24 protein-coding genes are annotated in these 21005 nt (G+C 69.2%); 15 read left to right on the top strand and 9 right to left on the bottom strand.

The genetic code is table 11. The annotated features are described in order from the left end of the window. Nucleotides 1-7: 7 nt before the first annotated feature. Nucleotides 8-832, bottom strand: coding sequence for an undecaprenyl-diphosphate phosphatase (locus tag HTA01S_RS17965; protein ID WP_068174102.1), 825 nt, complete (start codon nt 830-832; stop codon nt 8-10). 112 nt (nt 833-944) lie between these two features. Then, on the bottom strand, nt 945-1532 hold the full coding sequence (locus tag HTA01S_RS17960) for a hypothetical protein (RefSeq protein WP_068174101.1): 588 nt from the start codon (nt 1530-1532) through the stop codon (nt 945-947). 215 nt (nt 1533-1747) lie between these two features. Here HTA01S_RS17960 and HTA01S_RS17955 point away from each other — a divergent pair, with 215 nt between their 5' ends. Genes HTA01S_RS17955 through HTA01S_RS17935 form a run of 5 tightly spaced genes read left to right on the top strand, consistent with a single transcriptional unit; the run spans nt 1748 to nt 5344 of the window. Further along, nucleotides 1748-2044 (top strand): 2TM domain-containing protein, encoded by a 297-nt coding sequence (locus HTA01S_RS17955; protein WP_068174100.1) that lies wholly within the window; start codon nt 1748-1750, stop codon nt 2042-2044. After that, nucleotides 2041-3114, top strand: a complete 1074-nt coding sequence (locus HTA01S_RS17950; RefSeq protein ID WP_068174099.1) for an alpha/beta hydrolase family protein — start codon at nt 2041-2043, stop codon at nt 3112-3114. The genes HTA01S_RS17955 and HTA01S_RS17950 overlap by 4 nt, the downstream gene beginning before the upstream one ends. A gap of 41 nt (nt 3115-3155) precedes the next feature. Then, nucleotides 3156-3470 (top strand): 2TM domain-containing protein, encoded by a 315-nt coding sequence (locus HTA01S_RS17945; RefSeq protein ID WP_084236226.1) that lies wholly within the window; start codon nt 3156-3158, stop codon nt 3468-3470. Nucleotides 3471-3482: 12 nt separating this feature from the next. Next, nucleotides 3483-4547: a sensor histidine kinase gene (locus HTA01S_RS17940; protein WP_068174097.1), complete on the top strand. Its 1065-nt coding sequence runs from the start codon at nt 3483-3485 to the stop codon at nt 4545-4547. Further along, nucleotides 4544-5344 carry a LytR/AlgR family response regulator transcription factor gene (locus tag HTA01S_RS17935; RefSeq protein WP_068174096.1) on the top strand — a complete coding sequence of 267 codons (801 nt, stop codon included), beginning with the start codon at nt 4544-4546 and terminating at the stop codon, nt 5342-5344. The genes HTA01S_RS17940 and HTA01S_RS17935 overlap by 4 nt, the downstream gene beginning before the upstream one ends. Before the next feature lie 173 nt (nt 5345-5517). Here HTA01S_RS17935 and hutC read toward each other — a convergent pair whose 3' ends face one another. Next, on the bottom strand, nt 5518-6255 hold the full coding sequence (gene hutC, locus HTA01S_RS17930; protein WP_068174095.1) for a histidine utilization repressor: 738 nt from the start codon (nt 6253-6255) through the stop codon (nt 5518-5520). Between the two features lie 140 nt (nt 6256-6395). Between hutC and HTA01S_RS17925 the strand changes: the two genes are divergently transcribed. The 6 genes from HTA01S_RS17925 (at nt 6396) to hutG (ending at nt 13898) form a co-directional block, all read left to right on the top strand. After that, a complete protein-coding gene (locus HTA01S_RS17925) occupies nt 6396-7727 on the top strand; it encodes a YjiH family protein (protein WP_068174094.1) in 1332 nt (443 codons plus the stop codon). Between the two features lie 179 nt (nt 7728-7906). Beyond that, on the top strand, nt 7907-9604 hold the full coding sequence (gene hutU, locus HTA01S_RS17920) for a urocanate hydratase (RefSeq protein ID WP_068174093.1): 1698 nt from the start codon (nt 7907-7909) through the stop codon (nt 9602-9604). A gap of 11 nt (nt 9605-9615) precedes the next feature. Next, the gene (gene hutH, locus HTA01S_RS17915) at nt 9616-11157 is read left to right on the top strand and encodes a histidine ammonia-lyase (protein ID WP_084236224.1); all 1542 of its coding nucleotides are present in this window, start codon (nt 9616-9618) and stop codon (nt 11155-11157) included. Between the two features lie 7 nt (nt 11158-11164). Further along, nucleotides 11165-11749: a HutD/Ves family protein gene (locus HTA01S_RS17910; RefSeq protein WP_068174091.1), complete on the top strand. Its 585-nt coding sequence runs from the start codon at nt 11165-11167 to the stop codon at nt 11747-11749. Next, complete coding sequence (gene hutI / locus HTA01S_RS17905; RefSeq protein WP_068174090.1) at nt 11746-12963, top strand: imidazolonepropionase; 1218 nt, start codon at nt 11746-11748, stop codon at nt 12961-12963. Before HTA01S_RS17910 ends, hutI begins: the two co-directional genes overlap by 4 nt. Then, nucleotides 12960-13898, top strand: coding sequence for a formimidoylglutamase (gene hutG / locus HTA01S_RS17900; RefSeq protein ID WP_068174089.1), 939 nt, complete (start codon nt 12960-12962; stop codon nt 13896-13898). The genes hutI and hutG overlap by 4 nt, the downstream gene beginning before the upstream one ends. Before the next feature lie 16 nt (nt 13899-13914). Here hutG and HTA01S_RS17895 read toward each other — a convergent pair whose 3' ends face one another. Next, nucleotides 13915-14364, bottom strand: a complete 450-nt coding sequence (locus HTA01S_RS17895; RefSeq protein ID WP_245638128.1) for a hypothetical protein — start codon at nt 14362-14364, stop codon at nt 13915-13917. 131 nt (nt 14365-14495) lie between these two features. Here HTA01S_RS17895 and HTA01S_RS17890 point away from each other — a divergent pair, with 131 nt between their 5' ends. Then, nucleotides 14496-15128 carry a DUF924 family protein gene (locus HTA01S_RS17890; RefSeq protein WP_068174088.1) on the top strand — a complete coding sequence of 211 codons (633 nt, stop codon included), beginning with the start codon at nt 14496-14498 and terminating at the stop codon, nt 15126-15128. Nucleotides 15129-15149: 21 nt separating this feature from the next. On the opposite strand, the gene HTA01S_RS17885 is transcribed toward HTA01S_RS17890, so the two are convergent. Beyond that, complete coding sequence (locus HTA01S_RS17885; protein WP_068174087.1) at nt 15150-15590, bottom strand: hypothetical protein; 441 nt, start codon at nt 15588-15590, stop codon at nt 15150-15152. A 241-nt stretch (nt 15591-15831) separates the two neighbouring features. On the opposite strand from HTA01S_RS17885, the gene HTA01S_RS17880 reads away from it, so the two are divergent. The 3 genes from HTA01S_RS17880 (at nt 15832) to HTA01S_RS24845 (ending at nt 18665) form a co-directional block, all read left to right on the top strand. After that, complete coding sequence (locus tag HTA01S_RS17880) at nt 15832-16770, top strand: glutaminase (protein ID WP_068174150.1); 939 nt, start codon at nt 15832-15834, stop codon at nt 16768-16770. A 78-nt stretch (nt 16771-16848) separates the two neighbouring features. Further along, nucleotides 16849-17517, top strand: a complete 669-nt coding sequence (locus HTA01S_RS17875) for a hypothetical protein (RefSeq protein ID WP_068174086.1) — start codon at nt 16849-16851, stop codon at nt 17515-17517. Continuing rightward, on the top strand, nt 17514-18665 hold the full coding sequence (locus tag HTA01S_RS24845; protein ID WP_084236222.1) for a glycoside hydrolase family 19 protein: 1152 nt from the start codon (nt 17514-17516) through the stop codon (nt 18663-18665). The genes HTA01S_RS17875 and HTA01S_RS24845 overlap by 4 nt, the downstream gene beginning before the upstream one ends. A gap of 31 nt (nt 18666-18696) precedes the next feature. On the opposite strand, the gene HTA01S_RS17860 is transcribed toward HTA01S_RS24845, so the two are convergent. The 4 genes from HTA01S_RS17860 to HTA01S_RS17845 are packed head-to-tail and all read right to left on the bottom strand — an operon-like array spanning nt 18697 to nt 20904. Further along, complete coding sequence (locus HTA01S_RS17860; protein WP_068174083.1) at nt 18697-19176, bottom strand: DUF2269 family protein; 480 nt, start codon at nt 19174-19176, stop codon at nt 18697-18699. After that, nucleotides 19176-19586 carry a DoxX-like family protein gene (locus tag HTA01S_RS17855; RefSeq protein ID WP_068174082.1) on the bottom strand — a complete coding sequence of 137 codons (411 nt, stop codon included), beginning with the start codon at nt 19584-19586 and terminating at the stop codon, nt 19176-19178. Before HTA01S_RS17855 ends, HTA01S_RS17860 begins: the two co-directional genes overlap by 1 nt. Further along, the gene (locus HTA01S_RS17850) at nt 19586-20446 is read right to left on the bottom strand and encodes an NAD-dependent epimerase/dehydratase family protein (RefSeq protein ID WP_068174081.1); all 861 of its coding nucleotides are present in this window, start codon (nt 20444-20446) and stop codon (nt 19586-19588) included. Before HTA01S_RS17850 ends, HTA01S_RS17855 begins: the two co-directional genes overlap by 1 nt. Beyond that, a complete protein-coding gene (locus HTA01S_RS17845; protein WP_068174080.1) occupies nt 20443-20904 on the bottom strand; it encodes a thiol-disulfide oxidoreductase DCC family protein in 462 nt (153 codons plus the stop codon). The genes HTA01S_RS17850 and HTA01S_RS17845 overlap by 4 nt, the downstream gene beginning before the upstream one ends. Between the last annotated feature and the right edge of the window lie 101 nt (nt 20905-21005).

Below are 21005 nucleotides of genomic sequence, written 5' to 3'. Positions count from 1 at the left end.
GCCCGCTTCAAGCAGTCCAGTTCACCCAGCCGAAATGGGCGGTCAGCAGGATCAGCGCGCCAAAGGCCAGGCGGTACCAGGCGAACGGCACGAAGCTGTGGCTGGCCACGTAGCGCAGCAGCCAGCGGATGCAGACCCAGGCGCTGAGAAACGCGAACAGCAGGCCCACGGCAAACAGCGGCAGATCGGCCATCGAGAGCATGTCGCGCGCCTTGTAGAGGCTGTAGGCGCCAGCACCGATCAGGATCGGGATACCCAGGAAAAAACTGAAATCGGTCGCCACCTTGCGCGACAGGCCGAACAACATGCCGCCGATGATGGTGGAGCCCGAGCGGCTGGTGCCGGGGATCAGGCCGAAACACTGTGCCAGACCCACTTTCAGCGCGTCCAGCGGGGTCAGATCGTCCAGGTCGTGCACGCGCACACTGGCCTGCTGGCGCCGCTCCGCCCAGAGAATGACGAAGGCCCCCAGGATGAACGCGGTGGCCACCACCGTCGGGGTGAACAGGTGGGCCTTGATGGCCTTGCCCAGCAACAAGCCCAGAACGACCGCGGGCACGCAGCCAATCACCACGTTCAGGGTGAAGCGCTGCGCCTGGGGCTGCGAGGTCAGGCCCAGCAGCGTGGCGCGCAGGCGCTGCCAGTACACGATGATCACCGCGAAGATCGCGCCGGTCTGGATCGCGATCTCGAACACCTTGGCCCGCTCGTCGTGAAACCCCAGCAGGCTGCCCGCCAGGATCAGGTGGCCGGTGGAAGAAATCGGCAGAAACTCGGTCAGGCCTTCCACCACGCCCATGACGGCGGCCTTGATCAACAACACAACATCCATACAGCATCCGGCGCGTGGCGCGCATCACAAAAAAGAACAGGCCAACCACTGGCCTGTTCATGGCGTTCTATGGTACCCGCTGCCACCGCCGCCCCCTCCAGACGGCGCCTGGTCAGCGCGGCAAGGGGTCGAGCCGCAGCTCCAGTCCGCCGGGCACCACGCGCAGCGCGCCGGGCTGGTAGCCCCGGCGCCCGACCGCCTCCAGGTCCTCGGGCTTGAGGCGGTGGACCACCAGATCGGGCAGCAAGCCCTGAACCAGCGCGCCACCCAGGCGCTTGAAACGCGCCGCATGGGCCGGCGACGTCTCGGGCAGATCCATGTTTTCCAGGCGCACATCCGTGAGCCGCACCGTGTTGTCGCTGGGCTCCAGGCGCAGGCCGTAGCTCAGGCTGAGCGTGCCGCGCTGGGTGCGCGTCTCGACCAGCGGCACGCCCACGGTGAAGTCCAGTTGGGTGCCGATGCGGTTTTCCACCGGCATCAGCCTCAGCCTGGGCGTGTCCAGCGTGACGTCGAACAGATCCAGATAGCGGTTGCTGCGCGGAAACTGGCGCGCGATCGCCTCCATCAGCTTCTTCTCGGAGATCTCGACGGTGCGCGGGCCGGGTTGCAGCGCCGAGCAAGCGGTCAGTGCCCAGGCGGACAGCCCTGCGGCCACGAGCGCCCCGGTCCTGAGCCACTGTCGTCGGGCGGTGTCGGGCATGCGGTGTTCCTTTGCGGTGGGGTGGGTCGCAGCCATTGTAGGAACACCGTGCCCGCCGTTCACGCCCGCAGACGGCGCTTCGCGACCGCGTTGCGGCGTTTCGTCGCAATCGGCTCGCGCCCGGAGGGGTGACGCGGCACAGTCACGCCAGGTTCTGGCACCGCCACGGACTGCAAAGCCCCCACCGACACCACGCCCCATTTCAAGGAGTCCCCATGTCCACATGTCAAACCCCGCTGTCCCCCGAACTGGAGCGCCAGGCGCGCCGCCGGGCCAGCCAGCAAACCGGCTTTCTGGTCCACGCCACCGTGTTCACGCTGGTCAACGCCGCCCTGTGGATGGCCGGCCACCGCAGCGGCTGGCTGGGCCTGCCCACCGGGGGCTGGCTGATCGGCCTGTTGATCCACGGCGCCGTGGTGTGGCTGCGCCCACAGGGTCACCACCTGCACCAGCAGCTGCTGAACCGCGAACGCCGGCGCCTGGCCGAGCAAGAGGCCGGGCGCCAACCATGAAGGCTCAGCCGGTGTCCGGGCCGCACCGGACCACCGCCTGGCTTGCGGCGCTGGCCTTCGCGGGCCTGGGTCTGCTGCTGGCCGCCCCGGCCCGGGCCGCCACCGGCCTCACCGAGTTGCCCGGGCTGGCGGGCGACGGCCCGGTGACGGTGTTCTACCCCTCCAGCGCGAGCGAGCAGCCGCTCCGACGCGGACCCTTCACGCTGAACCTGGCTCCGCAGGGCGAGCCCGTGCGTGGCAATGGGCGGCTGGTGGTGATCTCGCACGGTTCCGGCGGCAACCCGTGGGTGCACGCCGACCTGGCGAGCGCTCTGGTGGAGGCCGGCTTCGTGGTGGCCGTGCCCCAGCACCGGGGCGACCACACCGGCGCGTTCACCGACCCTGGCCCCACCAGCTGGCAACGGCGCCCGGGCGAGGTCTCGCGCGCCATCGACGCGCTGGCCCAAAGCCCCCGCTTCGCCGCCTGGCTGGCGCTGGACCGGGTGGGCGTGTACGGTGGCTCGGCCGGGGGCCACACGGCGCTGACCCTGGCGGGCGGGCGTTGGTCGGCGGCCCGTTTTCGCGACCATTGCGAAGCGCACATCGCGGAAGACTTTTCCTCCTGCGTGGGCTTCACCACGCGGCTGCGTGGCAATGTGCTCGACCCCATCAAATTGGCGCTGGCGCGCGCCGTGATCCGCTGGCGCTTTGACGACGCCAGTTGGCAGAGCCACCACGACCCGCGCATCCAGGCCGCCGTGGCCAGCGTGCCCTTCGCGGCCGACTTCGACATGGACTCGCTGCGGGTGCCCCGCATCGCGCTCGGTCTGGTGGTGGCGGGCCGCGACGTCAACCAGGTGCCCCGCTTCCACGTGGGCGCGGTGCGCGCGGCCTGTGGCCCCTGCGTGGTGATCGCCGATCTGCCCGAGGCCAGCCACGGCGCCATGCTCTCGCCGCTGCCCCCGTTTCCGCCCGGCAGCCTCGAACACGACCTGCTGGGCGACCCGCCCGGCTTCGACCGCGCCATGCTGCCCGAGGTGGATCGCCAGATCGCCGGCTTCTTCCTGCGGCACCTACCGGCCGCCCCGTGAACCACACACACCGGCACCCACCTAGAATGCCCGGCACACCCATGAACACCCCCTTGTCCCCCGACGACATCGAACACCTGGCGCGCCGGCGCGCCGGCGCCAAACTGGGCTGGTACATCCACGCCACGGTGTACCTGCTGGTCAACCTGGTCTGGTTCATGCTCTGGCAGTTCGGCCCCGAATTCGGCCTCGGCGCGCGCCGCTGGTCGATCTTTCCGGTGCTGGGCTGGGGCCTGGGCCTCGCGCTGCACGGCATCTCGGTCTTCGTGCTGGGCAACGGCAGCGGGCTGCGCGAACGGCTGGTGCAGAAAGAACGCGAGCGGCTGCAGCGTGGGCGCGGCCCAGGCGGCACCTGAGCGGCAGAAACCATGAAGCCCGACGGCATCGCCCTGCTGCGACACCTCCTGCAGGTGTGGGCCTTCGCGCTGGTGATCGCCACGCTGCAGTACGCCTTCATGCCCGATCGCCCCTATGGCCCACCGGTGGCGTACTCGCTGCTCATCAGCACCCTGGCCTGGGCCATCATCGACCTGGGGCGCCGCTTCATGCCCTCGGCCGCCGAAACCGGCTGGCCCCCGGGCTGGGCCGGCGTGCTGCTGGTGCTCGTGGGCGTCAGCGTCGGCTATCTGCTGGGCACCTGGCTGGCCGACCAGCTGTGCCGCCACTACGGCTGGTACCTGGCCGGGGACGGCGCCAACACCGCCACACCACTGCGCACCTCGATCCTGATCACGGCCCTGGCCGGCGTGGTGGTCTCCTACTATTTCTACAGCGCCAACAAGGGCGCCTACCTCGAACGCAAGATGCGCGAAGCGCGCCAGCACGCCACCGAAGCGCGGCTGAAACTGCTGGAGGCCCAGCTTGAACCCCACATGCTGTTCAACACCCTGGCCAACCTGCGCGCGCTGATCGGCACCGACGCGGCGCGCGCGCAAACCATGCTGGACCACATGATTGCCTACCTGCGGGCCACGCTGGCCGCCTCGCGCAACAGCAACAGCACGCACACGCTGCAGGCCGAATTCGACCGGCTGCGCGACTACCTCGCGCTGATGGGCATCCGCATGGGCCCGCGCCTGAGCTGCAGCCTGGACCTGCCGGCCCCGCTCGCCGCCCAGCCCGTGCCCGCGCTGCTGCTGCAGCCGCTGGTGGAAAACAGCATCCAGCACGGGCTGGAACCCCAGGTCGAGGGCGGCAGCATCCGCGTGAGCGCCCGCCAGGAGGGCCCCGACCTGGTGCTCGACGTGGTCGACACCGGGGTGGGTCTGGCGTCCCCGGCCAACGCCACCCACGCCACGAGCGGGCCGGGCTTTGGCGTGGCCCAGGTTCGCGAGCGCCTGGCCACCGTGTACGGCAGCCGCGCCTCCGTGGCGCTGTGCGCCGAAGCCGACGGCGGCACGCGCGCCACCCTGCGCCTGCCCTTGCAACAATGAACGCCAGCGCCCTGATCGCCGAAGACGAACCGCTGCTGGCCGCCGCGCTGAGGGCCGAGCTGGCGCAAGCCTGGCCGGCGCTGCGCATCGCGGCCGTGGTCGGGGACGGCCGGTCGGCCGTGGCCCAGGCCCTGCGGCTCAAACCCGAGGTGCTGTTCCTCGACATCCGCATGCCCGGCCAGAGCGGCCTGGAAGCCGCCGCCGAACTCGCCGACGAGTGGCCCGCCGACACGCCGTTTCCCGCCATCGTCTTCGTCACCGCCTACGACCAGTACGCCGTGCAGGCCTTCGAAGCGCAGGCGGTGGACTACCTGCTCAAGCCGGTGCAGCCCGAACGACTCGCACGCACGGTGCGGCGCGTGCAGCAGGTGCTGGCGCAGCGCAGCCCCGCCGATGTGGCCGCGCCGCTCGAACACACGCTGACCCAACTGCGTGCCCTGCTCGCACCTGCGGTGGCTGCCTCGCCCAGCGCGCCCCTGCGCGTGATCCAGGCCAGCGTGGGCAACCAGATCCGGCTGGTACCGATCGACGAGGTGCTGGTGTTCGAGGCCGCCGACAAATACGTGCGCGTGCTCACTGCCGACGCCGAGCTGCTGATCCGCACCCCGCTCAAAGAGCTCATTCCCCAACTCGACGCCAGCCTGTTCTGGCAGGTGCACCGCGGCACCGTGGTGCGCGCCACCGCCATCCACAGCGTGCACCGCGACGAAGCCGGCAAGCTCAGCCTCGACCTGCGCGGATTGAACCAACGCCTGCCCGTCAGCCGCCTCTACGCCGGGCGTTTCAAGGCGATGTAGCACCAGCGAACCGCGCAGCGGCAGCGCAAGGGGCACGGTCCGGAGCGCGTGCCCGCGTCCAAGGCAGCCGTGGAACCGGCTCCGCCGGGCCACTGGGCTGCGTCCCCCCTCCCGCCGAAGGCGACAGAGAGGGGGGAAGCCGCGCAGCGGCGCAGGGGGGAGTTCCTAACCTCCTAAAAGCTTCCGGTAAACCGGTACCGCGCCGCCGGGTGCCACATCGCCGCCACCGACGCCACCTGGCCCTGCGAATGCGTCTGCCGGCGCAGCACCAGACAGGGTTCTTCGGGCGCCATGTGCAGCATCTCGGCCACGTCACGCGGCGGCAGGCAGGCCTCGATGACGAAGCGCACGCCCTGCAGCGGCGCCACGCGCATCAGATATGCGTTGGGCGTCTGGCTGTTGAAATCCATCTGCAGGTAGTCCGGCGCCACCGTCGGGTTGACGTAGCGGTCTTCCACCTGGATCGGCTCGCCGTCCTCGAAGTGCACCACCACCGAGTGGAACAGCGGCTGATCGGCCTTCAGCCCGAACTGCCGCCCCAGCGCCTCGCCGGCCTTGGTGCGTTCGAGCTTGTGCAGCTCGCTGCGGTGCACGTGGCCGCGCGCGGCTATCTCTTCGGCGATGTTGCGGATCTCGACCAGCGTGGCCTGGTACTTCTGCTGCGCCACGTAGGTGCCCGAGCCCTGCACCCGCTCCACGATCTGCTCGTCGCTCAGCTCGCGGATCGCGCGGTTCACCGTCATGCGCGACACGCCGAACGTGCGCGCCAGCGCCTCTTCGCCCGGGATCGCCTCGCCCTCCTGCCAGGTGCCACTCTGGATCTGCGCCAGCACATGCTGCTTCACCCGCAAATAGGCGGGCTTGCGGTCTTCGGCGGCCGCAGCGGGCAAGGGGGTGGAACCGTTCGTCATAGGGTTTTTACGGGGGTATCAACCGATGAAGTGGTATTGACAGGAGGGATTATGGCCAGATAAAGTTGTATATACATATCGCAGACAAGTATTTTGATATGTACAGACATACCATCGAAACCGCCCCGAGGAAACCGCCCATGAACACCCGCACCGCCACGGCGTCCAGCCCGCCCGTCCCCGCCGCCGCCTTCCTGCGCCTGCTGGCCTACAGCAGCATCGGGCTGGTGATGTTTTTCCTGCCGCTGGAGATCGCCGGGAAGACCACCATCCTGTTCGACCACGCCGCCACCTACCTCGCGCAGCAGCAGCGCAGCCTGTCGATCGCGCTGGTGCTGGCGCTCATGGCCTGGGGCGCGGCCGCGCCCTTCGCCCGGGGCAGCTGGCGCACCAGCACCACCACCGCCGTGTTCAGCGTGCTCAAGGTCATGGGCCTGGTGCTGGCGCTGATGTATTTGCTGAAACTCGGGCCCGCGCCGCTGTTCGAAAAGGACATGCTGCCCTTCCTGTTCGACAAGCTCGCGCTCACCGTCGGCCTGATCGTGCCGCTGGGCGCGATGGCGCTGGCCTTTCTGGTCGGCTTCGGCCTGCTGGAGCTGGTGGGCGTGCTGATGCAGCCCGTCATGCGGCCGATCTGGCGCACGCCCGGCCACTCCGCGATCGACGCCGTCGCCTCCTTCGTCGGCAGCTACTCGGTCGGCCTGCTCATCACCAACCGCGTCTACGTCGAAGGCAAATACACGGCCCGCGAGGCTGCCATCATCGCCACCGGCTTCTCCACCGTCTCGGCCGCTTTCATGGTCATCGTGGCCAAGACCCTGGGCCTGATGGAGGCCTGGAACTTCTACTTCTGGTCCACCTTCGTGATCGCCTTCGCCGTCACCGCCATCACCACCTGGCTGCCGCCGATCTCGCGCATGGACAACAGCGGCGGCGTGAGCAATGCCCTGCCTGCTGGCCGCAACCGCTGGCAGGCCGCCTGGGACGCCGGCCTGGCCCAGGCCAACGACGCACCACCCCTGTGGCGCGTGCTGCGCGACAACCTGCGCGACGGCCTCGCCATGGCCAGCGCGGTGGTGCCCACCATCCTCGCCGTCGGCCTGATCGGCCTGCTGCTGGCGCGCTACACCCCGGTGTTCGACGTGCTGGGCCTGTTGCTGCTGCCCTTCGTGTGGCTTGGTGGTCTGGCCGAACCGGTGGCGACTTCCAAGGCCCTGGCCTCGGGCCTGGCCGAGATGTTCCTGCCAGCCCTGATGCTCAAGGGCGCCGACCCGGTGGTGCGCTACGTCGCCGCCGTGGTCTCGGTCAGCTCGGTGCTGTTTTTCTCCGGCTCGATCCCCTGCGTGCTGGCCACGCGCATCCCGATCTCGCTGCGCCAGATGGTCGGCGTCTGGTTCGTGCGCACCGCGCTGAGCATCCTGCTCGCCGCCGGCATGGGCCACATCGCTTTTGCCCAGGGCTGGATAGCCTAGATGAAACACCCCCGCCGCGCTGCGCGCGACCCCCTCAAGGGGGCGGCACTGGCCGTCCGGCAAAGCCGGCCCGGCGGTGCCCCCGGTTGGGGTGCCTCGCGCGTGGCGGATCACGCTCCGGCGTGAGGTAGCAATCACCACCCTTTTTCACCCCACCGTTTCTTCCTCAGGAGTTCCCCATGAACACCAACACCGACCCCCGCCTCGACCCCAGCCGCGTCATCCGCGCCCCGCGCGGCAACACGCTGACCTGCAAGAACTGGATCGCGGAAGCCGCCTACCGCATGATCCAGAACAACCTCGACCCCGAGGTCGCCGAGAACCCGCAGCACCTCGTGGTCTACGGCGGCATCGGCCGCGCCGCGCGCGACTGGGCCTGCTTCGACCAGATCCTCGCCTCGATCAAAGACCTGAACGACGACGAGACCCTGCTGGTGCAGTCGGGCAAACCGGTCGGCGTGTTCAAGACGCACAGCAACGCCCCGCGCGTGCTGATCGCCAACAGCAACCTGGTGCCCAAGTGGGCCAACTGGGAACACTTCAACGAACTGGACCGCAAGGGCCTGTTCATGTACGGCCAGATGACCGCCGGCAGCTGGATCTACATCGGCAGCCAGGGCATCGTGCAAGGCACGTTCGAGACCTTCGTCGAAGCCGGCAAGCAGCACTACAACAACGACCTCTCCGGCAAGTGGATCCTCACCGCCGGTCTCGGCGGCATGGGCGGTGCGCAGCCGCTGGCGGCCACGCTGGCCGGCGCCTGCTCGCTCAACATCGAGTGCCAGCAGAGCAGCATCGATTTCCGCCTGCGCACGCGCTACGTGGACAAGCAGGCGCGGGACATCGACCACGCGCTCGAACTCATCAAAGAGCACACGGCGAAGAAGGAAGCCGTGTCCATCGCCCTGCTGGGCAACGCCGCCGAGGTGCTGCCCGAGCTGGTCAAGCGCGCGAAGGCCGGTGGCATCAAGCCCGACCTGGTGACCGACCAGACCTCGGCCCACGACCTCATCAACGGCTACCTGCCGATGGGCTGGAGCGTGGCGCAGTGGAAGGCCGCGCAGAAGGACCCGGCCCAGCACGCCCGCCTGAGCGCCGAGGCCGCCCAAGGCTGCGCTGTGCACGTGCAGGCCATGCTCGATTTCCAGGCCATGGGCATCCCCACCGTGGACTACGGCAACAACATCCGCCAGGTCGCGTTCGACCAGGGCGTGAAGAACGCGTTCGATTTCCCCGGCTTCGTTCCCGCCTACATCCGACCCATGTTCTGTGAGGGCAAGGGCCCGTTCCGCTGGGTCGCGCTCTCCGGCGACCCGGAAGACATCTACAAGACCGACGCCAAGATCAAGGAACTGTTCCCGAACAACCACCACACGCACCGCTGGCTCGACATGGCACGCGAGCGCATCGCCTTCCAGGGGCTGCCCGCACGCATCTGCTGGCTGGGCCTGGGCGAGCGCCACATCGCCGGCCTGGCCTTCAACGAGATGGTGAAGAACGGCGAACTGAAAGCCCCGATCGTGATCGGCCGCGACCACCTGGACACCGGCTCAGTCGCCAGCCCCAACCGCGAAACCGAGGCCATGAAGGACGGCACCGACGCTGTGAGCGACTGGCCGCTGCTCAACGCCCTGCTCAACACCGCGGGCGGTGCCAGCTGGGTCAGCCTGCACCACGGTGGCGGTGTGGGCATGGGTTACTCGCAACACTCGGGCATGGTGATCGTGGCCGACGGCACCGACGCCGCCGCCGAGCGCCTGGCGCGCGTGCTGGTGAACGACTGCGGCTCGGGCGTGATGCGCCACGCCGATGCGGGTTACGAACTGGCGATTGCCACAGCGAAAAAACAAGGGCTCAAGTTGCCCATGATCGGATGACACTTCACACCATGACCACCTCCCTCACCCTCCACCCCGGCCAGATGAGCCTGGCCGATCTGCGCACCGTCTGGCAACAGGCTGTGCGCGTGGAACTCGGCGGCGAAGCCCAGGCCGCCATCGCGGCCTCGGCCGCCGCCATTCACGCCATCGTGCACAAAGGCGACGCGGCCTACGGCATCAACACCGGTTTCGGCAAGCTCGCCAAGACGCGCATCCCCGACGACCAGCTGGAACTGCTGCAGCGCAACCTGATCCTGTCGCACTCGGTCGGCACCGGCGAACCCATGAGCGACGCCACCGTGCGCCTCGTGGTGCTGATGAAGGCCGCGAGTCTCGCGCGCGGCTACTCGGGCGTTCGCCCTGTCGTCATCGACACCCTGCTCGCCCTGCTCAACGCCGGCATCACGCCGCGCATCCCGGTCAAGGGTTCGGTCGGCGCATCGGGCGATCTCGCGCCGCTCTCACACATGACCCTGGCCCTGATGGGAGAAGGCGAGGTGCGGATGAACGGTGAATGGATGCCGGCCGCCGCCGCGCTGCAAGCCGCCGGCATCGCCCCGCTCACGCTCGCGGCCAAGGAAGGCCTGGCGCTGATCAACGGCACCCAGGTCTCCACCGCGCTCGCGCTGCACGGCCTCTTCATGGCCGAGCGCCTGCTCGAAGCCGGCACCGTGACCGGCGCGCTCAGCGTGGACGCGGCCAAGGGCAGCGACGCGCCGTTCGACCCGCGCATCCACGCCGTGCGCGGCCAGCCCGGCCAGATCGCCGTGGCCGCCGCTACGCGCGCGCTGCTCGCGGGCAGCCAGATCCGCCTCTCGCACCTCGACAACGACGAGCGTGTGCAAGACCCCTACAGCCTGCGCTGCCAGCCGCAGGTCATGGGCGCCTGCCGCGACCTCATCGCCAACGCCGCGCGCACCCTGCTGACCGAAGCCAATGCCGTGACCGACAACCCGCTGGTGTTCACCGACACCAACGAAGTGCTCTCCGGCGGCAACTTCCACGCCGAGCCCGTGGCCTTCGCGGCCGACACGCTGGCCCTGGCCATCGCCGAGATCGGTGCACTCGCCGAGCGCCGCATCGCGCTGCTGATCGACAGCACGCTCTCGGGCCTGCCGCCCTTCCTGGTGGACAACCCGGGCCTCAACAGCGGCTTCATGATCGCCCACGTCACTGCCGCCGCGCTGGCCTCGGAAAACAAGTCGCACGCCCACCCCGCCAGCGTGGACAGCCTGCCCACCAGCGCCAACCAGGAAGACCACGTGAGCATGGCCACCTACGCTGGGCGCCGCCTGGCCGAGATGGCCGACAACACCGCCACCATCCTCGGCATCGAGTGGCTGGCCGCCGCGCAGGGCGTGGACTTCCACCGCCCGCTCGCCACCTCGCCCCGCCTGGCCCAGGTGCATGCCGCGCTGCGCGCCGAGGTGCCGTTCTACGACAAGGACCGCCTGTTCGCGCCCGACATCGAAGCCGCCCGCCGGCTGGTGCTGGAGGGCGCGGCCGGTGCCGCACACCAGGACCTGTTCGCGTCGGTGTGGGCGAGCTGAACGCGCCATGACCACCGCGCGCACCATCACCGTCGACAGCGCCCCGGCCACGCCGTGGCGCAATCGCGGTGGCGTCACGCGCGAGCTGCTGGCCTGGCCCGGCCCGACGGACTGGCGGCTGCGCATCAGCGTGGCCGACATCGCCGCCGACAGTCCGTTCTCGGCCTTCCCCGGCGTGCGGCGCTGGTTCACGCTGCTCTCGGGCGAGGGCGTGGCGCTGGACTTCGCCGGCACACAACAGACGCTGAGCCCCGGCGATGCGCCGCTGGCCTTCGACGGCGCCGCAGCGCCCGGCTGCCGCCTCATGGGAGGCCCGGTGCGCGACCTCAACCTCATGGTTCGCGGCGGCGCGGGCGGCATGGCCGCGGTGTCGCCCGGCGCCATCTGGCAAGCCCCCGCCGGTGCGCAGGCCGGCCTGTTCGCGCGGGTGCCCGGCCGCTGGCGCAACGGCGACCAACAACAATCGCTGCCCGCCCTCAGCCTGCTCTGGTTCGACACGCCACCGCCGGGCGACTGGCGCTTCGAACCCGACAACCCTGCACCAGCCACTGGCTGGTGGCTGCACCACATGCCCCAAGGCGCGACCCCATGACCACCACCACCCTCTGGCACAACGCCCGCATCGCCACGCTGGACCCCAGCCACGGCGCCGATGGCTGGGGCCTGATCGAAGACGGCGCCCTGCTCACCGCTGGCGACCAGATCGCCTGGGTCGGCCGCAACCGCGGCCTGCCGTCACACGCCCGACCCGCTCACGAAATCGACCTCGGCGGCGCGCTGGTCACGCCCGGTCTGGTGGACTGCCACACCCACCTCGTCTACGGCGGTCAGCGCGCGGCCGAGTTCGAACAGCGCCTGCAGGGCGCGAGCTACGAAGCCATTGCGCGCGCGGGCGGCGGCATCCGTTCCACCGTCGCCGCCACCCGAAGCGCGAGCGAAGACGATCTGCTCGCCAGCGCCACGCAGCGCGCAAAAAGCCTCATGGCCGAAGGCGTGACCACGCTGGAGATCAAGTCGGGCTATGGCCTCTCGCTGGAAGCCGAAGCCCGCTGCCTGCGCGTGGCGCGCCGGCTCGGCGCCGAGCAACGCCTGGAGGTCAAAACCACCTTCCTCGGCGCCCATGCCCTGCCGCCCGAATTCGACGGCCGGCCCGACGACTACATCGACGCCGTCTGCGCCTGGCTGCCCGAGCTGCACGCCCAGGGCCTGGTCGACGCGGTCGATGCCTTCTGCGAGCACATCGGCTTCTCACCGGCCCAAACGCGCCGTGTTTTTGAAGCGGCCAAGGCACTCGGCCTGCCCGTCAAGCTGCACGCCGAGCAGCTGTCCGACCAGGGTGGCGCCGCGCTCGCGGCCTCGTTCGGCGCGCTGTCGTGCGACCACCTCGAACACCTGAGCGAGGTCGGCATCGCCGCCATGAAAGCCGCCGGCACCGTGGCCGTGCTGCTGCCCGGCGCGTATTACTTCCTGCGCGAAACCAAGCTGCCGCCCATCGCGGCGCTGCGCGCGGCCGGCGTGCCCATGGCCGTGTCCACCGACCACAACCCCGGCACCTCGCCGGGCCTGTCGCTGCTGCTCATGGCCAGCATGGCCTGCACCCTGTTCCGCCTCACGCCGCTCGAAGCGGTGCAGGGCATCACGCTGCACGCCGCGCGCGCGCTCGGCCTGACGGACCGCGGCCAGCTCGCCGCCGGCCAGCGCGCCGACTTCGTGGCCTGGGACCTCGACCACCCGAACGAACTGGCCTACTGGTTTGGCCGCAACCCCTGCCGCCGCGTGATCGCGGCGGGACTGGAGCACCAATGAATCCGAACCCACCCTTTGAATGGCGCGGCCGCGTCGACGCCGAAGAAACCGGCGTCAGCACCCGCTGGCACCAGCACGTGCGGCCCGCCGCCGCCGACAGCACCGGCGGCGTCACGCTGATCGGTTTCGGTGTGGACGAAGGCGTGCGCCGCAACGCCGGGCGCACCGGCGCCGCCGCCGGGCCGCAGGCGCTGCGTGCTGCGCTGGCCGGGATGCCGGTGCTGGGCGAACCCGCGCTCTGGGACGCGGGCGATGTGGGCTGTGAGGACGGCGCACTCGAAACTGCGCAGGCCCAACTGGGCGAGCGCGTGGCCGCAGCCATGGCGCGCGGCAGCCTGCCGCTGGTGCTCGGCGGTGGCCACGAAATGGCCTGGGGCACGTTCCAGGGCATCGTGAAAGCCCGGCCCGACACCGGCCGCCTGCTGGTGGTCAATTTCGACGCCCACTTCGATCTGCGCGTGGCGGCCCAGGCCAACTCGGGCACGCCGTTCCGCCAGATGCACGACTGGTGCGCCGAACGCGGCCAGGCTTTCAACTACCGCGTCTTCGGCATCAGCCGCTTCGCCAACACCCAGGCCCTGTTCGACCGGGCCCACGCCATGGGCGTGCGCTACTGGCTCGACGAGGGTTTGCAGGATGCCGCGGGCCTGCGCGACGCGCAGCAGGCGCTGGCCACCGACCTCGCGCGCAGCGATACGGTGTACCTCACGGTGTGTCTGGATGTGCTGCCTGGGGCGCAGGCCCCGGGGGTGTCGGCACCCGCCCCGCTGGGCGTGCCGCTCGCGCAGGTGGAGCGGCTGATCGATCAGGTGCTGGGCTCGGGCCGCGTGGTGGCGGCCGACATTGCCGAACTTAACCCGGCGCTGGACCGGGACGGGCTGACAGCCCGGGTGGCGGCGCGGCTGGCGGCGCGCATCGCGCGCAGCCGCGCCTGAAAGGCCGAGGCTTCACTCAGCGGCGGCCGTAGCCGCGGCGGTCGTCATCGTCCCAGCGGTTGCCGTGGCGGTCGTCATCGTCCCAGTCGCGCCGATGGCCATGGCGGTGGCCCCAGCGGTTGCCGTGGCCCCGGCCAGGGTGGTAATACACCGGAGCCGGCGCCACCACCACGGGCCGCACATAGCGGTACGGGCGGTGCACCACCACCGGTTCTTCATAGACCACCACCGGGCGGCCATAGGAATACACCGGCGGCGGGTAATACACCACCGGCGGCGCGTTCGACACGCCCACGGACACGCCGGGTGAATTCACGCCAACGGACCAGTAGACGTCTCCTCGGGCGTGGGCCTGGGTGGCCACGCCGGACAGTGCCCAGCCCCCGGCGGCCAGTGCGGCGATCGCGAGACCGCGGGCCCAGGCGGAGCTGCGGCTCCATTGGGTGCTCAAAGACATCGTGTTCATGGTTATCTCCTGGTTGCAGAGCTGTGGCCCTGTGCATGTATTACATCCAAATCCCCTGTAACCTGTACCGCATGCACGGTCAAAGACGTTGCCAGACGTAACCGGCCACCCACGATACCCCGAAAACGCCCATGAACGCACACCTGATCACCCCACCCTCCATACCCATGGCGCTGGAAGTGTTGGAATTCTGGTTTGGCGACGCCCTGCAGAGCGACTGGCCCGCCGACGACCGGCACCCCCTGTGGTTTGGCGGCGGCGCCGCGCTGGACCAGCAGATCACCGATCGCTTCGGCCCGCTGGTGCAAACGGCACTCGCCGGCGGCTGCCAGGACTGGGAGACCGACCTCGCATCGCGGCTGGCGCTCATCATTGTGCTGGACCAGTTCCCCCGCAACATGTTCCGCGGCCAGCCGCGCGCGTTCGCGGGCGACGCCCGGGCGCAACAACTGGTGCAGCAGACCCTGGCACTGGGGCAGGACGCCGCCCTGCCCCGCGTGGGCCGGGTGTTTCTCTACATGCCGCTCATGCACGCCGAAACCCTGGGCCTGCAGGACGGATGCGTCTCACGCTTCACCGCGCTGCTCGAAGACGCCACGCCCGAGTTGCGCGAGGCGCTCGCCAACCACCTGCGCTTCGCCCGCCTGCACCGCGACATCGTTGCGGACCACGGACGCTTCCCCCACCGCAACGCGGCGCTGGGCCGTGCCTGCACCCCGGCCGAAGAAGCTTTTCTGGAGAACGGCCCCCGCTTCGGGCAGTGAGGGCGCCCAGGCACCCAGGTGTCAGGACCAGGTGCGCAGCACCAGGGCCGACAGCACGGCGCCCACGGCGACCAGTCCCAGGGCCGTGACCAGCCGGCGCGCCATGCCCGGCCCTTCCTGGCCGGCGGCCTGGAAAGGCTCGGCCGGTGGCTCCTTCTCGGTCAGGCGCGGCATGGGGCTGACGAGCGTGGACTCCAGCGGCAGCTCGACCGGCGCCGGGCGGGGCTCCGGCACAGGGGTGGCGCTCGGCGCGGCCACACGCGTGGGGCTGCCCGGCATGGCCCAGCTGGCCCACAGCGCATGCGCCTCCGACGGCAGGATCGCGCCCTGCTCCACTGCGGCCTCCACATCGCGCCAGCCCAGTTGCACCCGCACGGAAGGCAGGAACACGTCTTCGGCATAGGTCTCGAGCCAGCGGGTGTCTTCGGCCTCGGGCATGGTGTCGGGGTTGTCGGTGGTCATGGCGTGCGGTCAGGTGGCAAGGGAACTGTTCATACCACCATATACGAAAGCCCCAACCGCCGAAACCCCTGGTCCCGCCCCCTGTCGCCCGGCCCGCGGCGGCCGGCACAAATGCACACCGCGCGGCACACCCCAAGCGCGCCAGGCAGCAGATCGGCCCCGATGTGCATCTTGCATAACGTCCCTCGCGGCCCGGCATACCGGCCTTTGCGGCCCGCACGCCGCCCCTAGAATGCGCGCCATGCCCCGCCACCTGCCCGCCCTCCTGGACCAGATCCACACCGAAGCCCAGGCCCTGTTTGGCCAGGGCCGCGTGGCCGACTACATCCCCGCCCTGGGCGAGGTGCCGCCGCGCCAGTTCGGCATGGCGGTGGCGCTGTGCAACGGCGAAACCCACGCCGTCGGCGACGCCCACACGCCCTTTTCCCTGCAGAGCATCACCAAGCTCTTCACCTTCGTGCTGGCGCTCAAGCTCGTGGGCGACGAGCTCTGGCAACGCGTGGGGCGCGAGCCCTCGGGCGCCGCGTTCAACTCCATCGTGCAGCTGGAAACGGAAAACGGCATCCCGCGCAACCCCTTCATCAACGCGGGCGCGCTCGTCATCACCGACATCCTCACCACCCGCTACGCCCATCTCGACTACGCCCTGCTCGGCGCCCTGCGCCGCCTGGCCGACGACCCCGAGTTGCACTGGAACGCCCGCATCGCCAAAAGCGAGCGCGACACCGCCCACCGCAACATGGCCATGGCCTATTTCATGAAGAGCCACGGCAACTTCCACAACCCGCCCGAGCTGGTGCTGGACAACTACTGCCGCCAGTGCGCCACCGAAATGAGCTGCAGCCAGCTCGCGCAGGCCACCATGTTCCTCGCCAACAAGGGGCGCGACCAGAGCCTGCGCGGCGAGCCCGACGAGCAGTTCCTGAGCGCCGATGACACCCGCCGCGTCAACGCCCTGCTGCTCACCTGCGGCGCCTACGACGCCGCGGGCGACTTCGCCTACCGCATCGGCCTACCGGTGAAGACCGGCGTGGGCGGCGGCATCGTCGCCATCGTGCCCGGCGTGGGCACCGTGGCGGTGTGGGCGCCCGAGCTCGACGCCAAGGGCAACTCGGTGCTCGGCGCCTTCGCGCTGGAGCGCCTGGTACAGCTCACCGGCTGGGGCCACAACACCCTCTGAGGGCGGCCAGGGGTCGTTCGGCACGGGGGCTGGCCTTGCGGGGCCTGACAGCAGCCCTTTGGGGTGGTTCGCTTTTTTATGAAGCAGAATGAACTACAAAATTTCAACCCCTTCGCCATGCACAGCCCAAGCCACCCGACCCCTGCCCGCCTTTCGGTCCTGCCTGTCGCCGCGCTGCTGGCCCTGAGCCTGAGTGCTTGCGCCGCCGGCCCAGGCGAGCCCAAGCCGCAGCAGAGCGCCGCCCCCGTGACCCACAACTGCAAACCCCAGGAGACCGTGGGCTTCTCTTGCGAACTGCGTGATCACCGTTTGCTCTCGCTGTGCGGATCGCCAGGATTTGAAAAGTTCAAAGGCTTGCCCAAAGACAACCCCGGCTATGCATACCTGGCGGTCGGAACGCAGAAGGGCGAGGTGCAATACAGCTATCCGCCCAATCCCAGCGACTACAAGAAGCACTTTTTCAAAGGCGTGCCTACCAATGGCATTCCTTACATGTTTGTCGCGTCCGAGAAGGGCAGATTCTTCTTTCTGACCGAACAAGACGACACAAATCCGCAAGGGGCTGGGTATCTGGCTCCCGAAAACTTTCCAGACGGCTGGGACATCAAGCAAAAAGACCCGACGCCGCCTTGCCTGCGCACTCTCCACTTCGAGAACTTCAGCAAGCTTGGCTTGACGCACGCCACTGTCTGGTTCAGTGAGCAGGACCGGCTCGACGCTGAAAAAACCCGGACCAAGAAGCCATGAGTCCCGTGGTACCCACCATCCCTGGCCTCAACACCCCTGAACAGCGGTCACGTGCCGAATCCCTGCTGGTCACGGCGTATCGTGCGGGCATCACCGACCCAAAAGAACTCGCCAACTTCATGGGGCAGACGCAGCATGAAAGCCAGAACCTCAAGCGCCTGGAAGAAAACCTGAACTACCGCGGCTCCGTTCTCTGGGACACCTTCAAAGGCAATGCGAAGGTACCGCCACGGAACGGACTCACCGAGAAAGAGGCCTTGGAGTTGGCCGCCATTCCAGATCGCCAGCAACGGCATCAGGCCATCGCCGACAAGATCTACGGTGGAGATTGGGGCAAGGAAGCCCTTGGAAATACAGAGCCACATGATGGCTATACCTTCCGAGGTCGCGGGTACATCCAGCTGACCGGGCGATCCAACTACGAACTCCACGCTCGAAGGACTGGTTTGGACCTGGTCAATTCGCCCGACCTAGCGGCAGCCACGGACAATGCAGAAAAGTTGGCTGTGAGTTACTGGAAGAGTGAGGTTCAACGTGTGACGGGCGCCAGCACGGATGTCACCAAGGCGGGCGCAATCATCAATACAGGGAGCCCCGGGGGCGCAGTCAAAGGTCTCGCCGACCGCCAAGCCAGCGCAACCGCCTGGGAGGCCGCCATTGGAGAAAAAGGGTATCTGGAGCGCGTTCTGGAACGCCACCCTGCGGAGACCACACCACCCACCCCCGCAGTGGAAAAAGAAGAGGCGCTCAACCAACCTTTGCGGCTCAAGCCCGACAACCAGCTCTCCCCCCAAAGCCTGCGCCTGATCCAGGACAGCGAGCAACACGTGCGCGAGGTCGCCGAGCGCCATCAGTTGCCCTGGGACGCTGGCATGGACAACACGGTGTACGCGCTGGCCCGGCAGGCACGTGATCAGGGCCTGACCGGCATCACCCACCTGAAGGTTGCCGACGGGCAGATCCGCTTTGCCCAATACGACGGCCTGACCCTCAAAGACGGCGCGCTTGACGCACGCACCGCCGCCAACACCGAAGCCCGTCAGTCCATCGATCAGATGGCGCAAGCCGACGAGCAACCGACCCAACAGCAGGCCACCGTCGTCAGCGCCCCCACCCGCGCCATGGCTTCGCCCGCGATGGCGATGTGAGGGCGAAACGCGCCCGCCCTCGCGGCGCCCCTCACCCCCACAAGGCAGGCTTCATCACCATCAGGCCAAACACCACCACCATGGCCGCGAAGGCCGGGTAGCCCAGGCCCTCCCACCAGCGGGCCATCGTCCAGTAGCGCGTGGGCAGTTCGGTGGCGCCCTGGGCCGCGGCCTCCTTGGCCAGCGCGGCCATGCGCAGCTGCAACACCACCACCGGCAGCCAGCACGCGCCCGCCACAAAGTACAGCGCCAGCGCCAGCAGCAGCCAGGGCGTGGTGAGCGGCCAGCCGGCCATCAGGGTCATGGCCACACCGCTGAGTGGCTGGATGATCACCGCGGGCGTGGTCATCCACAGGTCGGCCTTGACCACCAGGCGCGACACCACCGCCTGCGCCGGCACCGAGCCGCTGCGGTTGGCCATGAACAGGTAGAAGGCGGTGCCAAAGCCGGTGCCCACCAGCACCACGCTGGAGAGCACGTGCAGGGTCTTGATCCACGGGTACAGGTCCATCATCGAATCTCCAGGCGGTTCAAAGGGTTCCGCAGGTTCCATTGGCTGGCACGCCACAGCAGCGCCAGGATTGGCAGGTTTTTGAGCAAGGGCCCCAAGGGGTGCAGCCACAGCTGCGGCACCATGGCCGTGGCCAGCACGCTGAACACCAGCACCACGGCCACGCCCGCGCGGCAAGCCCACACCCCGGGCCGCAGCGCCAGCCACAGGCCCATGGCCAAATCCAGCGCGATGCCGCCGGCCACCAGGGCCGACACCCAGGCCTCGGGCACCCAGCCGGGCTGGTGCACCAGTTCGTGGCTGATGCCGCCCCAGCCCAGCCACGACACCCCCGCCGTGCCCCACCACAGGGCCACCAGGCTCCAGCGCTCGACGGCGCTCAGGCCCACATTGGCTTCGTGTTCGCGCATCACAGCGCCTCCTGCGGCCACTGCCGAACCGACACCGGCGGGCGCCCCAGCAGCCGCTCCAGCGGCGCCACCTCGCCCGTGTTGGGCTGCGCCAGCAAGGCCAACGTCTCGCTGCCCCAGGGCGACACCGGCACGCAGTCGCCCAGCCGGGCGCTCCAGCCACTCAGCCGGGCCGACAGCTGCGCCACCCGCGCCGGCGCCCGGCCCTGCGCCGCGCGCCAGTGGGCGATCAGCCGCTCCAGCGTGAAGACCTCTGGGCCCACCACGTCCAACACGTCCACGCTGCCCGGCAGACCCGGCGAGGAACCCAGCAGCCGCACGCAAGCCTCGGCCAGATCGTTCACATGCACCGGCTGCACACGGCCCTGCGCCACCGGCTCAGGCAGCAGCAGCCAGGGCGCGCGGGCCAGGCCCAGAAACAGGCCGGTGGACGCACCACCCGGCCCCACCACCACGCTCGGGCGCAGCGCCACGGCGTCCAGCGCGCCCTGCCGCACCAGCGCCCGCAGGTGCGCTTCGGCCGCCCGCTTGCTGCGGGCATAGGCCGTTTCATTGCCGTCCACGCCCAGCGCAGACACCTGCAGCACCCGTCGCACGCCGGCCTGCGCGCAGGCCTCAAACAGCGCCTGCGGCGCGCTGGCGTGAATCGGCCAGATGGGGCGCCGGCGCGTGTCGCGCAGCACGCCCACCGCGTTCACCACGGCCTGCACACCGCCAAGCAGCGGCGCCCAGTGCGCAGGCGTGACGGCCTGGGCAAAGTCGATGCGCGGGCCGTCCACCAGACTGTGGCCCGCCGCCTGCAAAGCCCGCGCGATATGCCGGCCCACGAAGCCCGTGGCGCCCAAGATCAGCACGTTCATGATCCGTCCCTCCGGCAGGCGCCCTGCGCGCACTCACCCGCCGCCGCCACCTGCCGGGCGGCGCGGCGCAGCGCCGTGCCGAACACCACATGCGCCAGCCAGCGCGGGATGCGGTGCCGGTTGCGCGCCAGCCAAGGGTAGCCGCGCTCGGCCAGCGGCCGCACCCAGCGGCCACCCAGGGCCTGCGCCACCCACGACACGCCCACCGCCTCGTACATGGCCACAAAGGTGTCCACCCCGCGCAGCCAGCGGCCATCGGCCGCCTGGCCGTGCAGCAGGCGCGCCAGCTCTTCCCGCTTAGCGCCCGCCGGTGCCACGAAGTCTGCCGGCGCCATGTCCACAAAGCGCAGCCGCCCCGCCGTGTTGCGCAACATCAGGTTGCGCATCTCGGCCATGCACAGCGGGCAGGCGCCGTCGTAGTACAGCGTCAGGGGGTAGAGGCTCAGGTTCTGGTTCATCGCATCGCTCCTTCTTTTGTGGATTTTTTGGATTCCGTTGATTCGGCCAATTCCATTGATTCTGTTATTTCTGTCAAAACAGAAATCAACAATCAAAAAAA

This window comes from Hydrogenophaga taeniospiralis CCUG 15921 (assembly GCF_001592305.1).
Taxonomy (GTDB): Bacteria; Pseudomonadota; Gammaproteobacteria; order Burkholderiales; family Burkholderiaceae_C; genus Hydrogenophaga; species Hydrogenophaga taeniospiralis.
The sequence above is the reverse complement of the archived record's forward strand: the minus strand, read 5'-3'. Positions and strand labels throughout refer to the sequence as shown.

What these genes read in the sequence shown, in the direction of transcription:
- HTA01S_RS17965 (WP_068174102.1), bottom strand. Translation starts at nt 832, where the DNA reads ATGGATGTTGTGTTGTTGATCAAGGCCGCCGTCATGGGCGTGGTGGAA.
- HTA01S_RS17960 (WP_068174101.1), bottom strand. Translation starts at nt 1,532, where the DNA reads ATGCCCGACACCGCCCGACGACAGTGGCTCAGGACCGGGGCGCTCGTG.
- HTA01S_RS17955 (WP_068174100.1), top strand. Translation starts at nt 1,748, where the DNA reads ATGTCCACATGTCAAACCCCGCTGTCCCCCGAACTGGAGCGCCAGGCG.
- HTA01S_RS17950 (WP_068174099.1), top strand. Translation starts at nt 2,041, where the DNA reads ATGAAGGCTCAGCCGGTGTCCGGGCCGCACCGGACCACCGCCTGGCTT.
- HTA01S_RS17945 (WP_084236226.1), top strand. Translation starts at nt 3,156, where the DNA reads ATGAACACCCCCTTGTCCCCCGACGACATCGAACACCTGGCGCGCCGG.
- HTA01S_RS17940 (WP_068174097.1), top strand. Translation starts at nt 3,483, where the DNA reads ATGAAGCCCGACGGCATCGCCCTGCTGCGACACCTCCTGCAGGTGTGG.
- HTA01S_RS17935 (WP_068174096.1), top strand. Translation starts at nt 4,544, where the DNA reads ATGAACGCCAGCGCCCTGATCGCCGAAGACGAACCGCTGCTGGCCGCC.
- hutC (WP_068174095.1), bottom strand. Translation starts at nt 6,255, where the DNA reads ATGACGAACGGTTCCACCCCCTTGCCCGCTGCGGCCGCCGAAGACCGC.
- HTA01S_RS17925 (WP_068174094.1), top strand. Translation starts at nt 6,396, where the DNA reads ATGAACACCCGCACCGCCACGGCGTCCAGCCCGCCCGTCCCCGCCGCC.
- hutU (WP_068174093.1), top strand. Translation starts at nt 7,907, where the DNA reads ATGAACACCAACACCGACCCCCGCCTCGACCCCAGCCGCGTCATCCGC.
- hutH (WP_084236224.1), top strand. Translation starts at nt 9,616, where the DNA reads ATGACCACCTCCCTCACCCTCCACCCCGGCCAGATGAGCCTGGCCGAT.
- HTA01S_RS17910 (WP_068174091.1), top strand. Translation starts at nt 11,165, where the DNA reads ATGACCACCGCGCGCACCATCACCGTCGACAGCGCCCCGGCCACGCCG.
- hutI (WP_068174090.1), top strand. Translation starts at nt 11,746, where the DNA reads ATGACCACCACCACCCTCTGGCACAACGCCCGCATCGCCACGCTGGAC.
- hutG (WP_068174089.1), top strand. Translation starts at nt 12,960, where the DNA reads ATGAATCCGAACCCACCCTTTGAATGGCGCGGCCGCGTCGACGCCGAA.
- HTA01S_RS17895 (WP_245638128.1), bottom strand. Translation starts at nt 14,364, where the DNA reads ATGAACACGATGTCTTTGAGCACCCAATGGAGCCGCAGCTCCGCCTGG.
- HTA01S_RS17890 (WP_068174088.1), top strand. Translation starts at nt 14,496, where the DNA reads ATGAACGCACACCTGATCACCCCACCCTCCATACCCATGGCGCTGGAA.
- HTA01S_RS17885 (WP_068174087.1), bottom strand. Translation starts at nt 15,590, where the DNA reads ATGACCACCGACAACCCCGACACCATGCCCGAGGCCGAAGACACCCGC.
- HTA01S_RS17880 (WP_068174150.1), top strand. Translation starts at nt 15,832, where the DNA reads ATGCCCCGCCACCTGCCCGCCCTCCTGGACCAGATCCACACCGAAGCC.
- HTA01S_RS17875 (WP_068174086.1), top strand. Translation starts at nt 16,849, where the DNA reads ATGAAGCAGAATGAACTACAAAATTTCAACCCCTTCGCCATGCACAGC.
- HTA01S_RS24845 (WP_084236222.1), top strand. Translation starts at nt 17,514, where the DNA reads ATGAGTCCCGTGGTACCCACCATCCCTGGCCTCAACACCCCTGAACAG.
- HTA01S_RS17860 (WP_068174083.1), bottom strand. Translation starts at nt 19,176, where the DNA reads ATGGACCTGTACCCGTGGATCAAGACCCTGCACGTGCTCTCCAGCGTG.
- HTA01S_RS17855 (WP_068174082.1), bottom strand. Translation starts at nt 19,586, where the DNA reads ATGCGCGAACACGAAGCCAATGTGGGCCTGAGCGCCGTCGAGCGCTGG.
- HTA01S_RS17850 (WP_068174081.1), bottom strand. Translation starts at nt 20,446, where the DNA reads ATGAACGTGCTGATCTTGGGCGCCACGGGCTTCGTGGGCCGGCATATC.
- HTA01S_RS17845 (WP_068174080.1), bottom strand. Translation starts at nt 20,904, where the DNA reads ATGAACCAGAACCTGAGCCTCTACCCCCTGACGCTGTACTACGACGGC.